Source organism: Clostridium amylolyticum (assembly GCF_900142075.1).
Classification (GTDB): domain Bacteria; phylum Bacillota; class Clostridia; order Clostridiales; family Clostridiaceae; genus Clostridium_AA; species Clostridium_AA amylolyticum.
Genome location: NZ_FQZO01000011.1, coordinates 13,052 through 28,271, shown reverse-complemented (window position 1 = coordinate 28,271; position 15,220 = coordinate 13,052). Strand labels below are relative to the sequence as shown.

Below are 15,220 nucleotides of genomic sequence, written 5' to 3'. Positions count from 1 at the left end.
TTTTTTATTATGTTTATAACTTTTTTTATAAAAATATTTTATAACATGGAATTTTTTTTATAAAATGTGATAGTATTAGTATATGAAAATTTATTCTCTAAGAAAGTTATTTTCTAGGAAAGGATTGAAAAAGCAATGTTCAATTTTTTTAAGAAAAATCAGGAGATACTTTCACCAGTTTCAGGTAAGGTAGTAGACTTAAGCCAAGTTCCAGATGAAGTTTTTTCTCAAAAACTTGCTGGAGATGGCGTAGCTATAGAACCTACTAGCAATGAAATAGTTGCCCCTGCTGATGGAGTATTAACCTTGATTTTTAATACCAACCACGCTTTCGCGTTAACTTTAAAAAATGGAGTTGAATTATTAATTCATATAGGAATTGACACAGTAGCCCTAAACGGTAAAGGCTTTACTAGATTAGCCGAACAAGGCACTAAAGTAAAAGCTGGAACTCCTATTGTAAGAGTAGATAAAGACTTCATTGAAAAATCTGGCTATTCACTTGTTACCCTTGCTCTTATAACCAATACAGAAATAGTAAAGGATATTAACGGAGCTATAGGTGAAAATGCTGAAGCTGGTAAAACAGCGGTTATTGATTACAAAATGAAATAATAATAAGCCTGTCTACAATGGGCAGGCTTATTATTATGTGTTTAATTTCTTTTAAACCGTTCTAAGTGCATTGCTAGATATGCCACTTCATCCTCTGAAATTGCTTTTTTCAGTGCCCTTTCTATTAGTTTGCCTACCTTAAATGCAGTATTAAAAGCCACAGGATACTTTTCTTTTATAATATAAAGCAAATCATTGTTTAAAGGAATTTCCTTAGTGATTCTCTCTATGGTAAACCTTACATGGGTTATGAATCTAGCATAATCTAAAGATTTTTTATCAACTTTTATGTGCATATCTTTTTCTATCAGATTCAATACATCCTTAAAAATATAATTATACTGCAAAGTATTAGAAAGAGTTCCTTTATGCCTAGCTGAATGGATGTATAAGGCTATAAATCCTATTTCCCCCTCAGGTATCTTTATAGAAATGGCCTTCTCAAGCTTTTCAGCAGCTTTTTTAGCTATAGAATATTCATCCTTGTACAAGGTTTCTGTTTCAATTAAAAATGGATTTTCTATAGCCTCTCCTCTCTGCAATCTCTTAATAGCAAAGGAAATGTGATCCGTAAGGGATACATGAATATTTTCACTAAGTTCTTCTCCCAGCTCATAAGAAATAAAGTAAATAACCTCTTCAATAAGTCCTACTATGGAATTGTCTACATCCTGTATTATAGTGGTAAAATTTTTAGCATTTTGTTTATCCTGAAGATTAAATATTTTCTCTACCACGGTATTTTCAGGTATAACATCTCCCATTCTCTTTCCAAAGCCTATGCCTTTTGCAAATAATATAGTTTCCATTCCTTTGTAGCTTACCAATACCACATTATTATTAAAGGATTTAATTACAGAACTTTTTTCAGTTAATGTAATTCCTTCCATAATACTCCTCCACATTATTTAAATAATATTATTATGCTTAATTTTAATACAAAACAAAGAGTTTATCTATATGAATTTTATTATTAAAAATACAAATAATACTACTAATGAAAATTTAACAATTCTTTAAATAAAATAAAGGTGGTGCAATGCTATGGATAAAGAAAAAGGACTTCTAGAAGATTGGGAAAAATGGAAAAGAGCTATAGGAACTGTGGTCAATACTGGGGAAGGTTTAGGTCTTACTGACGATACCATAAATGATGCATCTTACAGAGTAGGTAACTTTTTAACCTCATTTGTAGATCCTAGAAACAAAGAAGAAGCACTGCTTAAAGACCTTTGGAAAGAAGGCACCGAAGAAGAGCAAAGGGTCTTAGCAAAACTTATAGTAAGGGTAGTGGATAAAAGCAATTGAGAATGTAGGAAGTACAGTTAATAGGTAAGAACTAAGAAGTAAAAGGTAAGAAGTACAGTGAAGAGTTAAGAGAGCAGCTAAGAAGTACGGTTACTAGGTAAGAGGTAAAAGGTTTTGAAAAAATTCAGCTTTGCTGAATTTTCACCACAACTATTACTTCTTAGCTCTTACTTCTTACTTATCTCCGCAACTCTTACCTCTTACCTCTTACTTATCTACAGATTTTAATTTAAAAATGTGAGGTTATTTCATCCCTTTGTATTCTCTTTAGGTCTTTTAATCTAAGTTTTGTTTCTTGCATAATTTTATCCCAAGACTCTCCTGCTATCATCATTTCTTTGGCCCTATCCCGGGAAGAAGTGGTTTTAATATCTGGCATAAAAATCATCTCCTCTTTAAGCTTTGTTACTATTTTGTGCAGGGAGAAAGGATTTATACAATTATTGATTTATCCACTTTAATACACTCTTTATTTTAGAATCCCAATAACCCCATTCATGAGTTCCTGGACCTTCTTCATAAGTATAGTCAAAGATATCTTTCTCTTCTATGTATTTTTTAAATTCTATATTATCCTTGTATAAGAAGTCCTCTGTACCACAACACTGATATAACCTTGGTTTTGGAAGATCACTTTCTATTAATTTATCTGCTAAGTAAAACAAGTCATTATTGCTTCCTTTTAATTTATGTAAGTCTCCAAATATATTTTCAAATTCACACCTCATAGCATCCTCTTTTGGAATTTCAAGAACTCTTGAGGCCATATCTAGAGAACCAGAAAGGCTGGCTGCAGCAGAGAACTTTTCTGGACGAGCGAGTGCCAGCTTAAAAGCTCCATATCCACCCATGGAAAGACCAGCTACAAAGTTATCTTCCCTTTTATCTGATAGTGGAAAAAAGCTTTGTGCAAGGTCAATAAGCTCTTCACTGACAAACTCAAAATATTTATATCCCTTAGCCATATCCGTATAATACCCTCTAGAAACATTAGGCATAACTACTGCAATGCCTAAATCTGCCACATATCTTTCTATGGAGGTTCTCCTCATCCAAATAGTATTATCGTCAGACAGTCCATGAAGAAGATATAACGTAGGATATTTCTCCTTTTTCTTAGACCCTTCCATGCCTATCTGCCTTTTAGTCTCCTGAGGTAAAATTACACTCATAGAAGTAGAAAACCCCAAAGTTTCCGAAAAAAAATCACAATTTATAAAAGCCATAATAAACATCCTTTCTGATTTAAAATTTAAAATGGTTGAAGAAACTCCTCCTGGAGTTTCAAAGAACTTATAGGCGATCCATCCGTTAAATGATATAAAAGGTTTTTATATCTTCTAAATTCCCTAAATACATTATACAACTATTTAATTTAAAATTGAGAATTTAGAATGTAGAATGAATGAAAAAACTCCCAGCGGAGTTTCAAAAAATTTAATATAAAAGAGCCCAAAGGCCTCAGGCCTTTGAGCTTTTATCTTTTCATAAATTATTCGCTTTTCTGATGATCTCTCAGAAAAACTTCCTTCATTTTCAATTCTAAATTCTAAATTATTTACACAATTCCTATGGTTCCCATTATTATAGCAGCTATTAGTGCTACGGTTGGGATAAACACTGAAACCATGGCTATATCCCAGTAGGATTCTTTATGGGTCATGCCACATACCATTAGAAGAGTTATAACTGCTCCGTTATGTGGTAAGGTGTCAAGTCCTCCACAAGCTAGAGTTGCTACTCTGTGAAGTGCTTCTGGGTTAATTCCTTGAGCTGTAGCTAGTTTTAGCAGGGTGTCTCCTAATGCTCCAAGAGCTATACTCATACCACCGGAAGCTGAGCCTGTAATACCTGCCAGTACGGATACTGAAATACCTTCAGCTACCAGAGGGTTACTGGATATGCCAAGTAATCCATTTTTTATTACTGTGAAGGCAGCTAAGGAAGATATAACATTACCATAACCTACTGCTGCTGCAGTGTTTAGTATTGCTGGTAAAGAACCTGCTGCTCCATCGTTTATAATAGGAACTATTTTTATGCCTTTGCTTAAAGTTACTAAAGCAAGGACTATAGCTATTAAAAGTGCTACTATAAGAGCCCAAGAGCCTCCTACTTTACCTATGGTAATCTTGTAGGACTCTAGCCACTTCCAATCGCTAGCACCCTCTACAAATACATATTTTGAAAGTACAAAGTTTAGCACAAGAACTAATAATATTGGAAGTAAGGATAAGAAGAAGTTTGGTAGCTTTTCATCTTTATCTTCTACTACTGCATCTTTAAAGTCTCCATAGCCTTCCCCTTTAGCATTGGCTGATTTAGCTCTATACATAAGCCATGCTGTACCAAGTCCAAATAGTATAAGTGCACCTACCACACCCATAATTGGTGCTGCCCATGTGTCAGTCTTGAAGAATGGCATTGGAATAGCATTTTGAATTTGTGGTGTTCCTGGTAGTGCTGTCATAGTGAAGGTAAAAGAACCTAAAGCTATAGATCCCGGTATAAGTCTTTTTGGTATATCTGCTGCTCTAAATAGTGAAACAGCTATTGGATATACAGCAAATGCTACAACGAATAAGGATACCCCGCCGTAAGTTAAAATACCACAGGAAAGAACTACTGCTAATATAGCTTTGTCCTTACCTAATTTTTCTGCTACTGTAATAGCTATAGACTTTGCTGCTCCAGTAACATCCATTACCTTACCAAAAATAGCTCCTAGTAAGAATATTGGGAAATAAAGCTTAACATAGTTGGCAAGATTAGCCATATATGTTTCTGTGTATAATGGAAGTAGTCCAAAGTTTCCACCCATTAAAGCAGCTAAAAGTGCTAAAATCGGTGTAAGAAGTATTACGCTTACCCCCCTATAAGCAAGGTACATAAGCAAAATTAATGATACTATAATTCCTATTGCTCCTAACATAAAGCTCCCCCTTTACATTTTTTAAATTTATTTTAAATATTTAGAGCCATAATTTCGTCTTTGAATATTCTTTCATCCATAAGCTTAAGGTTCTGGGAGATGATAGGTTTAAAATCCATATAAGCCAATACATCCGCTTCCAAATCTACTCCTGGAGCAATTTCTGTAAGCATTACTCCTTCTTTGGTGAGTTCAAAGACTGCTCTTTCAGTGATATAAATTACTGGTTGTCCAACTTCTACTGCATATTCTCCACTGAAAGTAACGTGTTCTACTTTTTCTATGAATTTTTTTGCTTTACCTTCATTTGCTATTAAAAGCTTTCCATCTTTAACTTCTATCTTAAGTCCACCTGCAGTGAAAGTACCACAGTATATAACCTTTTTAGCGTTTTGAGTTATGTTTATAAATCCACCACAGCCAGCGATTTTAGGACCAAACTTACTTACGTTTATGTTTCCATGCTTATCGCACTGTGCAAGTCCAAGGAATGCTATATCCAATCCACCACCATCGTAAAAGTCAAACATGGCAGCTTGGTCTATAATAGCATCTGGGTTTATGGCTGCTCCAAAGCTTAACCCTCCCACTGGTACTCCTCCTATAGGACCTGATTCTATAGTAAGTCTCATAGTAGAACCTATGCCTTCTTCATTAGCAATGGATGAAACTCCTTCTGGCATTCCTATACCTAGATTTGTTATAGCATTAGGTATAAGTTCCATGGCTGCTCTTCTAGCAATAATCTTTCTCTCATCTAACTCCATAGGTTTTATTTCTTTAAGAGGAATTTTTGCTTCTCCTGTATAGCTTGGGTTATAAGTTTCTCCAAAGGTTTGCTTATGATTTTCTGGGTTTTCTGTAATAACTATGTGATCTACTAATATTCCTGGTATCTTTACTTTTTGAGGATGTAAAGCTCCTTTTTGTACAAGCTTCTCTACTTGAAGTATTACCATACCCCCGCTGTTTTTAGCAGCCTCAGCCATGGCAACACAATCTAGTGTTACTGCTTCTTTGTCCATAACAGCATTTCCATCTTCATCAGCGTAAGTTGCTCTTAATAAAGTAACATCTATAGGAAACGCTTTATAAAGTAAATATTCTTTTCCTTCTATTTCAATAAGCTTAACTATATCTTCAGTGGTAAAACTATTTAGTTTACCACCATCAAGCCTAGGGTCTACAAAGGTTTTCAAGCCTACGTGAGTTATAGTTCCTGGCTTTCCAGCAGCTATATCCCTATAAAGATGACTTACTACCCCTTGTGGGAGATTATAAGCTTTTATCTTATTTTCTATAGCTAACTTTTGAAGTTTAGGTGCCAAGCCCCAGTGACCTCCAATTACTCTTCCTACAAGTCCTTCATGACCTAAATGATTTAATCCCTTTTCTTTTGAATCCCCTTGTCCAGCTGCATAAACTAAAGTTAAATTAGTTGGCTTACTTTCTTCCAAATAATTTTTTTCAATAGCTGAAGTAATCTCTTCTGGATGACCACTTCCAATAAACCCTCCTACTGCCATTACTGCATTATCAGGTATAAGCTTTACTACATCCTTTGCCTTAATTACTTTACTCAAAGAATACACTCCCTTCCCTACTTTAACCTAAATGTTCTTAACTTTTAATATAAGCAAGAACCTTGCCAACTTCTCACGCACTGGAAAATGGACATTCTAAGACAATTTTTTTGTAAAGGTTATCATAAGTGTATAGAATACCTTACACTTAGTGTTTAACCCTTAAAAAAGTGTAAAAAAATCCATACACTCTATCTCGTCATGAAAATAAGTGTATGGATTATCATACAATATTTTTGGTTGTCTTTATAAATATTGTCTACTTTAGCATATTGTACCTGTTCATCTTTTCGTACAAAGTAGCTCTGCTTATATTTAAAAGCTTGGCCACTTTGCTTTTATTTCCTCTGCAGCTTTCTATGGCTTCTTGTAAGGCTTTAATCTCAGTCTCTCTCATGGTTTCTTCTAAAGGCCTTATTTCTTTATACTCTATCCATCCGCTTATTTCCTTAGCTAAGTGCTTTCTATCTATAGCTTCTCCATTGTCTATGAGATTATATGCTCTTTCAATAACATTTTGCAGTTCTCTTATATTGCCAGGCCAATGGTAAGCTAAAAGTTTGTTCATTGCTCCAGAAGTTATGCCTGAACAAGCTTTATTAAATCGTCTTCCTATTCTGCCCAGGAAATAGCTGGAAAGAAGCTGTATGTCTCCTTCCCTTACTCTAAGAGGAGGTATGGAGATGCTCATTACATTAAGCCTGTAATAGAGATCTTCTCTAAAACTTTTATTTTTAACCATGTCTTCAAGATTTTTATTGGTAGCTGCTATGATTCTTACATCTACTTTTCTATGTTTACTAGAGCCAACTCTCTCTACTTCCCTTTCTTGAATTACTCTAAGAAGCTTTACCTGCATATAAAGAGGCATGTCACCGATTTCATCTAGAAAAATGGTACCGTGGTGGGCAATTTCAAATTTGCCGGCTTTTCCATTTTTCCGTGCACCTGTAAAGGAGCCTGATTCATAGCCAAAAAGTTCTGATTCCAGCAATTCTCTAGGTATAGCAGCACAGTTAATTTTAACAAAAGGTCCATTCGCTCTATTGCTGCTGCCATGAATGGCATGAGCAAAAATTTCCTTACCTGTTCCGCTTTCTCCCAAAAGCAGCACATTAGAATCTGTTTCAGCAGCTTTTTCCGCCAATTTTTTAGTGTCTTGAATCACAAGACTGCTTCCTATTATATCACTGAAGGAGTATGTAATAGAATTTTCAAGCTTTAGTCTACCTTTATAGCTTTCAAGTTTTCTCTCCATATCTAATAGAGCATTATGAAGCTTAAATAACTCATCCACATTCTTAAAGACCACCGTGCCTATAGCTCCTATGATTTCTCCCCTTCGTACAATAGGTACTCTATTTGCAATCATGTAGTTTCCTTTAATTTCTTGTGCTTCGTTAAGCTCTGCCTTTCCTGTTTCCACTACTATATGCATTCTTGTATTTTCTATAACATCAGCAACATGCTTTCCTAATACCTGTTCTTTTACAATACCAAGGAATTTGCAATACTTGTCAGATATTAAAGCAATACGCCCAACTTCGTCCACTACAACAAATCCATCGCAGGTAAGCTCAATTATATCATCCATAATGTCTTCTAAGGAAAGCTTAACTTTGTTATTCATACCACATAAACTCCTTCAATTTCTACAATATTTTATTTGCCTTTTGGTGGCATTACCATAGCAGATCCGTCAATAACAACCTTTCCATCTTGATTGGTGCAAGTGGTTTTAACTTTAATTCTGTTCTTTTCTGCAATTATTTCTATTACTTCTACTTCTGCAGTTATGGTGTCTCCTATTCTAACAGGAGCAGTAAACTTTAATTCTTGTCCCATGTAGATTGTTCCTGGTCCAGGAAGATACATTCCTAGCACTGTGGAAATTAGTCCAGTTACTAATATGCCGTGAGCTATTCTGCCTTTAAACATTCCTTGAGATGCTTCAACTTCGTTTATGTGAGCTGGATTTAAATCTCCTGTTATTCCAGCAAATAGATAAACGTCAGTTTCGGAGATAGTTTTAGTAAAGCTTGCCTTATCCCCCATCTTAATTTCTTGGATAGTTTTTCCTATCACTTTCCATCACCCTTTCATTTTTATATTAAAGTATATTCATTAATATAAAGTTAGCAATAATCATGCCAAGGGCATTATCTAAATGAAAGTCTGTGAAAGTCTTTGAAGAAATCAGGATAAGATTTATTTACCGCCTCAGCATCTTCAATATATACCCCTTCTTTGCAAACTGTGGAGGCTATGGCTAAGGACATAACTATTCTATGATCATTATAACCCTTAACACATCCTCCCTTTAGTTCTTTAACCCCTTCTATAATCAAGGAATCTCCCTGTTCTCTCACCTTTGCACCTAACCTATTTAACCCTTCTGTTATAGACTTTAATCTATCTGATTCTTTTATTCTAAGCCTTCCCGCATTATATATATTAGTAGTTCCTTTGCTTAAAGAAGCTAGAACAGCAATAATAGGTACGATGTCTGGAATCTGTGAGGCATCTATATCTATACCCACTGTATCACTTTTATACACTTTAACTCCATGAGACATACTTTCAATTTTAACTCCCATGGATGTCAATATTTTAATTATATCCTTATCAGGTTGCAAAGACTCAATATTTAGGTTATTTAAAACTATTTCCCCTGATAGCGCTGCCCCCACCATCCAAAAAGCTGCCTGAGAATAATCTCCTTCCACTTTATAATCATAGTGATTATAGCTTTGATTTCCTCTAATAATATACTTATTTCTCTCCTTTTCAATATTTACTCCAAACTTTCTTATTATATCTAGAGTGATATCAATATACTTTTTTGATTCTAAAGGAGTTATAGCTTCTATGGAGGAATTTCCTTCTAAAAGAGGAAGGGCAAAGAGGAGTCCACTGATAAATTGAGAGCTTATATCTCCTCTAACCTTAAAGTCATCAGCTTTTATAGGTCCTTTTATATGTAAATTGCTTTGGATGTTATTTAAAGAAAACTCTAGCCCTTGTTTATGAAAAATCTCTTCATAAACCTGTAAGGGACGACTCATAAGTGACGGTTCCCCGCTTATGCTCCAAGGCTTTTCTGAAAGTGCTGCTATGGGTATGATAAACCTTAAAGTAGAACCAGATTCCTTGCAGTACATGCTATCCATGGAAGAAGCTTTAAATCCACAGCTTTCAACACTATCTGTATGTACATTAAATCTATAACCTAAAGCCTTTAAACAGCTAAGAGTAGCTTTTATGTCTTCAGAGAAGTTTATATTGCTAATGGAGCAAGGCTTATTACTTAAAGCTGCACATATCAATGCTCTATGTCCATAAGACTTAGACGAAGGCACTTCAATATTTCCTTTTAAAGCTTTGGGTTCTAGTTTTATAACGCTCATAATTCTCCATTCCACACATTTATATTTATACTATAACCAAATTATAAATATAAATCACAATAAATACAATTAATTAACACTATAGTAAAAAGCCGAAGAGATAATTTTTATTATCTCTTCGGCTTTTAATATATATTTTTTGTAAGGGGCTATATATTCTATTATCTTTTAGGTCTAACCTTTAAATCTAGTATTTCATGGGCATCATAGAGATCTAAAAAACTTTCTCTGCTTTTTCTTAGGCTTATGCCGTCTACATGCCTTCTATCAGTAATTACCGCATTGGTAGAAGTGGATATTCTTTCGTAAGAGGATGCTCCTACATGACAAAAAATCTTAAAGCCTTTAGATTGGAGATATTTAAACTTTCCATCGGTTTCTTTAAGTCCTGCTCCAAAGGGATAAATGTATACTTGGGTTGAACCTATTAAAGTTTCTACTTCTTTTTGCCACTTGTCAGTATCATCCACAGCTTTAGCATAGGTTCTTTCCCTCATATTAGGATGTCCATAGCTATGGGAGGCAAAGGTCCAACCTGTTTCCTTAAGTCTTGCCACTATCTTTAAAGCTTCTTTCTTTTCGCTTTCTTTGCTTTTAGAATTTCTATCTGTTCTGTAACCTAAAATGCCTTCATATCCTGTAAGAGCTAGTACACCCTTTGCACCATTTAAAGAAAAATCAGGATGTTCTTCAATAAACTTATCTATTATAGGTATAACTTCATTATCTCTAACTATAACCTCTTCTCCTTTAGGATTAATGGAATAAGCTGCTACATTACCGTCTTTGTCCAAAACCAGCTTATGATTGGGGCCGTTATGAAGCATATACCTGTTATAATTTATATCATCTACAGATAATATTATAGGCTTTTTGTCCTTGGGCACCATAATAGGCTTTCTCTGCATACGCTTTTCATTATTTACCGTTACCTCTTCGTATAAAGAGTTTATATCTACTAATATAAAATTCTTTTTATAAAGAGAGTCTATTATCTTTTTAAATTCCCCTACGGTAACAAACCAGTCATCAAAATCATTAGCAGTACCTTCTCCATCAAAGGCTAATTCTGGATATGCTATAAGGGGATGAACAAAAATATGTTCTACTTTTCCTGTATAAGGTACTAGCTCCACCTTCTTATCTTCTTTTTTATCTTCAACCTTATTATCCTTGGAGCTATTATCTTTCTTATCTTCTTCCTCTTGCTTACCCTGGCTGTCGGAGGTGTGTTTTTCATCTTTAGCTCTTTCTGTACTCTCCTTCTGCTTATTTGCTACTAGCTTGTTCTCTTTTCCTTGTATACAAGCTGTAAATATAAATAAAAAGCTTAATAAAGTTATAAATAAAAAATATGCCTTATTAACTTTTAAATCTTTATTCATCATAAATTTCATCCCTCCTTAACGCTGTTATATTATATATACGTGGGCTGTACATAAATCGTTAACAATATTAGTAAAAAATTCTTAAATTATTTTTAATATCCCCCTTGAAATTTTTATATTTTAGGTATAATATAAAAATATAAGACACCCCCCTGGGGTGGGGAGGAGGTTTGCTATGAACGAAGAAAAGAAAAAAGCTCTGCAGCTTTTAAAAACCTGTAGAGGACAAATCGACGGCATCATTAAAATGATAGAAGATGGCAGATATTGTGTAGATATCTCTAATCAAATTATCGCTTCTCAGTCACTATTAAAAAAATCTAATCAGCTAATTTTAAAACAGCATATGCACTGTTGCGTGAAAGAAGCTATCACCGAAAATAAAGCTGATGAAAAAATTGACGAGATGCTGGATATTCTTAATAAACTTATCTAAAAATATAAATATAAATTTAAGTATATTTACTTAAAGTAAATCTATAAAAAGGAGGTTTTATATTGAAAAATAAGACCTATAAAATAGAAGGTATGACCTGTGCTGCTTGTTCTAGTGCTGTGGAAAGGGCTTTTAGAAAGGTAGAAGGCGCAGAGCAGGTAAATGTTAATTTAGCTACTGAAAAGATGAGTATACAATTTGATGAAGAGAAAGTTTCAGAGGAAGATATATTTAAAACTGTAGAAAGAGCTGGATATAAGGCAGTTCCCTTAACTAAAAACTCTACCTTAAAGATTGAAGGTATGACTTGTGCTTCTTGTGTAAAGGCTGTAGAAAGATCCGTGGGAAAGGTCCCTGGCATAGAATCTGCTAGTGTTAACCTTGCCACAGAAAAGCTTAGTGCAGCATATGATCCTGATAAGGTAAGTATTTCTGATATAAAGAAAGCGGTGGATAAGGCTGGTTATAAGGCCATAGAAGAAGAAGCTACAGTAGATGAAGATAGAATTAAAAAGGAAAAAGAAATAAAAAACCTTTGGCATCGCTTTATTATATCCACTGTCTTCACAGTACCTCTCATTATTGTGGCTATGGGTCCTATGTTAGGAATGCCTTTGCCTAAGTTTATGTCACCTAACCACAATCCTTTGACCTTTGGATTAATTCAGTTGATACTTACTATACCAGTATTAATTGAAGGTAGAAAATTCTTTAAAGTTGGTTTTAAGGCTTTAATTATGAGAAGCCCTAACATGGATTCACTTATTTCCATAGGAAGCTCTGCGGCAGTTTTATATGGCATTTTTGCTATAACCCAAATTGCAGCTGGAAAGCATCATTATGCTCATGATATGTATTTTGAATCTGCTGCCACTATTTTAACATTAATCACCTTAGGTAAATATTTAGAATCTGTAACCAAGGGAAAAACCTCTGAAGCCATTAAAAAGCTTATGGGACTTGCACCTAAAACTGCAGTGGTAATTAGAGATAATGTTGAAGCATCTATACCTATTGACGAAGTAGAGGTAGGAGATATAGTGGTGGTGAAACCTGGAGAAAAGCTTCCCGTGGATGGAGAGATAATAGAGGGTACCACTTCTATAGATGAAGCTATGCTTACTGGAGAAAGTATCCCTGTGGAAAAATCTCCAGGAAGTAAGGTTATAGGAGCCAGCATAAATAAAAACGGCTTTATTAAGTATAAGGCTACAAAGGTAGGAAAAGATACTGCTTTGGCTCAAATTATAAAACTAGTAGAAGAAGCTCAAGGCTCTAAAGCCCCCATTGCAAAGATGGCAGATATAATATCTGGATACTTTGTTCCAGTGGTTATATCTTTAGCGATAATTTCATCCTTAGTTTGGTTCTTTGTGGGTAAAGGGACAATATTCTCCTTAACCATATTTATATCTGTTTTAGTAATAGCATGTCCTTGTGCTTTAGGTTTGGCAACTCCTACTGCAATTATGGTGGGTACAGGTAAGGGCGCTGAGTATGGTGTACTTATAAAAAGCGGTGGAGCTTTAGAAACCGCTCATAAAGTAAATACCATAGTGTTTGATAAGACTGGAACCATCACCGAAGGTAAGCCTAAGGTTACAGATATTATTTCTGAAGCTTTAGATAAAGAAGAGCTTTTACTTCTTGCAGCCAGTGCAGAAAAAGGTTCTGAACATCCTTTAGGTGAAGCCATATTAAAAGCAGCGGAAGATAAAAAGTTACAACTTAAAAATACAGAGAGTTTTAATGCTATAACTGGTAAAGGTATAGAGGTTATCATTGAAGGGAAATCTATACTGTTAGGCAATAAAAAATTAATGATAGAAAGAAATTTAAATATATCTAACTTAGAGGAAGCTTCCAACAAGTTAGCTTCTGAAGGTAAAACTCCTATGTTCATTGCAGTGAATAATGCTTTAGAAGGTATTATAGCCGTAGCTGATACCATGAAACCCAGCAGTAAAAAAGCTGTGGAAAGGCTCCACGCCATGGGTATAGAAGTAGCTATGATAACTGGGGATAACAAGAGAACCGCAGAAGCCATTGCTAAACAGGTAGGTATTGATGTGGTGCTTTCAGAGGTGCTCCCAGAGGATAAGGCTAATGAAATTAAAAAGCTACAGTCCCAAGGTAAGAAGGTTGCTATGGTGGGTGACGGAATAAACGACGCTCCTGCACTGGCTCAGGCTGAGGTGGGAATTGCTATAGGATCCGGTACTGACGTTGCCATAGAATCTGCAGATATAGTGCTTATGAGAAGTGATATTATGGATGTAGTTACAGCCATAGAACTTAGCAATAAAACTATAAAAAATATAAAGCAAAACTTATTCTGGGCTTTTGGCTACAACACCTTAGGTATACCTATAGCCATGGGTATCTGGTACGCTTTTGGAGGACCGCTTATGAATCCTATGCTGGCAGCTTTAGCCATGAGTTTCAGCTCAGTATCAGTACTTCTTAACGCCTTAAGGCTTAAAACTTTTAAACCGGCAGTATAATTAAAGTTAATAATAAAATCTAATAAAATAATATATCTAGGAGGTATTTAAATGAAGGCAAAACTAATAATTTCAGGAATGTCCTGTGGTCACTGTGTTAAAAGGGTGGATAATGCTCTTAAAGATTTAGAAGGTGTAACTTCCGCAGAGGTTAAGGTAGGAGAAGCTATAGTAGAAGGCAGCGCATCTATAGAAGCTATTAAAGAAGCTATAGACGATGCAGGCTATGATGTAGAAAAAGTAGAAGAAATTTAATATTAAATGATAAAAGGCCTTGTGTTTAGGGATACACAAGGCCTTTTAAAGTGTGAGGAAGTCTATTTAAAAGTATATTAGCAAATTAAATTTAAAAATGTAATATCAATCTACCTACGAAAGAAAGCAGTGACCATTAAACCTATTACAAGAGCCACTTCAGCAATTTTAATACTTGCTTTTTTTCCTAAGGGTGTGGAAGAATAGTCATTTTTTATTTTCAAATAATTTTCTAAATGATTAATAAATTCTTCATCATCCATTTCATTTATTTCTTTAAAGGTAAGGTTATGAGGTCTATTTTTCTTGCTTTGTCCAAGCCTATATGCAAAGAATATCAAGTTTAGTCCTATAAGTATGCCTAAGCATATAAAAATTATTACTTTACCCTCTTCCACTAATTTCACCTCTTTACCTTCATTATATTACGTAACATTTTAATCTTTATTTTGTTACACATATATTATTCTACAATATCTATATAAATCCTTCTTATAATTAAAGATATTTTTGAATTAACAAATTGTTCATAATTAGTTTATTTATACAAAAAAAGGACATCTACATCCAATGTAAATATCCTTCTCAAATAAAGTCTCAATCTTATAACTTGTCCTAGTTAATTATCCTAGGAAAGTGGTTTCTATTTGTAAGAACTCTGGTTGTGGATTTTCTCCACATAAACGTATTCCTGCTCCTACAACTAGTGCTAGTGCTAAGGCAACTCCTAATAAACTAGTTAAAATTTTCTTTTTTCTCATAATTAATTCCCCTCCTAATAAGTTACCATTT

16 protein-coding genes are annotated in these 15,220 nt (G+C 34.5%); 5 read left to right on the top strand and 11 right to left on the bottom strand.

Translation table 11 applies throughout. From position 1 onward, the window contains the following. Positions 1 to 135: 135 nt before the first annotated feature. On the top strand, positions 136 to 615 hold the full coding sequence (locus tag BUA82_RS18390; RefSeq protein WP_073011979.1) for a PTS sugar transporter subunit IIA: 480 nt from the start codon (positions 136 to 138) through the stop codon (positions 613 to 615). Positions 616 to 656: 41 nt separating this feature from the next. Here the strand turns inward: BUA82_RS18390 and glcT are convergent, their stop codons facing one another. Further along, positions 657 to 1,505 (bottom strand): glucose PTS transporter transcription antiterminator GlcT, encoded by an 849-nt coding sequence (glcT, locus tag BUA82_RS18385; protein ID WP_073011976.1) that lies wholly within the window; start codon positions 1,503 to 1,505, stop codon positions 657 to 659. A gap of 154 nt (positions 1,506 to 1,659) precedes the next feature. Between glcT and BUA82_RS18380 the strand changes: the two genes are divergently transcribed. After that, positions 1,660 to 1,923 carry a DUF3243 domain-containing protein gene (locus tag BUA82_RS18380; protein ID WP_073011973.1) on the top strand — a complete coding sequence of 88 codons (264 nt, stop codon included), beginning with the start codon at positions 1,660 to 1,662 and terminating at the stop codon, positions 1,921 to 1,923. Positions 1,924 to 2,152: 229 nt separating this feature from the next. Here BUA82_RS18380 and BUA82_RS20870 read toward each other — a convergent pair whose 3' ends face one another. The 8 genes from BUA82_RS20870 to BUA82_RS18345 all read right to left on the bottom strand — a co-directional run bounded on the left by BUA82_RS20870 (position 2,153) and on the right by BUA82_RS18345 (position 11,233). Next, positions 2,153 to 2,302: a hypothetical protein gene (locus tag BUA82_RS20870; protein ID WP_178140785.1), complete on the bottom strand. Its 150-nt coding sequence runs from the start codon at positions 2,300 to 2,302 to the stop codon at positions 2,153 to 2,155. A gap of 61 nt (positions 2,303 to 2,363) precedes the next feature. Next, a complete protein-coding gene (locus BUA82_RS18375; RefSeq protein ID WP_073011970.1) occupies positions 2,364 to 3,149 on the bottom strand; it encodes an alpha/beta hydrolase in 786 nt (261 codons plus the stop codon). A 332-nt stretch (positions 3,150 to 3,481) separates the two neighbouring features. Then, positions 3,482 to 4,855 carry a GntP family permease gene (locus tag BUA82_RS18370; protein ID WP_073011967.1) on the bottom strand — a complete coding sequence of 458 codons (1,374 nt, stop codon included), beginning with the start codon at positions 4,853 to 4,855 and terminating at the stop codon, positions 3,482 to 3,484. A gap of 32 nt (positions 4,856 to 4,887) precedes the next feature. Then, positions 4,888 to 6,438, bottom strand: coding sequence for an acyl CoA:acetate/3-ketoacid CoA transferase (locus BUA82_RS18365; protein ID WP_073011964.1), 1,551 nt, complete (start codon positions 6,436 to 6,438; stop codon positions 4,888 to 4,890). 259 nt (positions 6,439 to 6,697) lie between these two features. After that, positions 6,698 to 8,068, bottom strand: coding sequence for a sigma-54 interaction domain-containing protein (locus BUA82_RS18360; protein ID WP_073011961.1), 1,371 nt, complete (start codon positions 8,066 to 8,068; stop codon positions 6,698 to 6,700). Positions 8,069 to 8,100: 32 nt separating this feature from the next. Next, on the bottom strand, positions 8,101 to 8,523 hold the full coding sequence (locus tag BUA82_RS18355) for a MaoC family dehydratase (RefSeq protein WP_073011958.1): 423 nt from the start codon (positions 8,521 to 8,523) through the stop codon (positions 8,101 to 8,103). Between the two features lie 74 nt (positions 8,524 to 8,597). Further along, positions 8,598 to 9,845 carry a 3-phosphoshikimate 1-carboxyvinyltransferase gene (gene aroA / locus BUA82_RS18350; protein ID WP_073011955.1) on the bottom strand — a complete coding sequence of 416 codons (1,248 nt, stop codon included), beginning with the start codon at positions 9,843 to 9,845 and terminating at the stop codon, positions 8,598 to 8,600. Between the two features lie 161 nt (positions 9,846 to 10,006). Then, positions 10,007 to 11,233: a polysaccharide deacetylase family protein gene (locus tag BUA82_RS18345; RefSeq protein WP_178140784.1), complete on the bottom strand. Its 1,227-nt coding sequence runs from the start codon at positions 11,231 to 11,233 to the stop codon at positions 10,007 to 10,009. A 175-nt stretch (positions 11,234 to 11,408) separates the two neighbouring features. Here BUA82_RS18345 and BUA82_RS18340 point away from each other — a divergent pair, with 175 nt between their 5' ends. From BUA82_RS18340 to BUA82_RS18330, 3 genes are all read left to right on the top strand, one after another. Further along, the gene (locus BUA82_RS18340; protein WP_073011951.1) at positions 11,409 to 11,669 is read left to right on the top strand and encodes a metal-sensing transcriptional repressor; all 261 of its coding nucleotides are present in this window, start codon (positions 11,409 to 11,411) and stop codon (positions 11,667 to 11,669) included. Positions 11,670 to 11,731: 62 nt separating this feature from the next. Then, on the top strand, positions 11,732 to 14,173 hold the full coding sequence (locus BUA82_RS18335; RefSeq protein ID WP_073011948.1) for a heavy metal translocating P-type ATPase: 2,442 nt from the start codon (positions 11,732 to 11,734) through the stop codon (positions 14,171 to 14,173). Between the two features lie 51 nt (positions 14,174 to 14,224). Next, positions 14,225 to 14,428 (top strand): heavy-metal-associated domain-containing protein, encoded by a 204-nt coding sequence (locus BUA82_RS18330; RefSeq protein ID WP_073011945.1) that lies wholly within the window; start codon positions 14,225 to 14,227, stop codon positions 14,426 to 14,428. A gap of 110 nt (positions 14,429 to 14,538) precedes the next feature. Here the strand turns inward: BUA82_RS18330 and BUA82_RS18325 are convergent, their stop codons facing one another. Further along, positions 14,539 to 14,835 (bottom strand): hypothetical protein, encoded by a 297-nt coding sequence (locus BUA82_RS18325; protein ID WP_143148663.1) that lies wholly within the window; start codon positions 14,833 to 14,835, stop codon positions 14,539 to 14,541. Between the two features lie 216 nt (positions 14,836 to 15,051). Continuing rightward, positions 15,052 to 15,189 carry a hypothetical protein gene (locus BUA82_RS20865; RefSeq protein ID WP_178140783.1) on the bottom strand — a complete coding sequence of 46 codons (138 nt, stop codon included), beginning with the start codon at positions 15,187 to 15,189 and terminating at the stop codon, positions 15,052 to 15,054. Positions 15,190 to 15,220 lie beyond the last annotated feature (31 nt).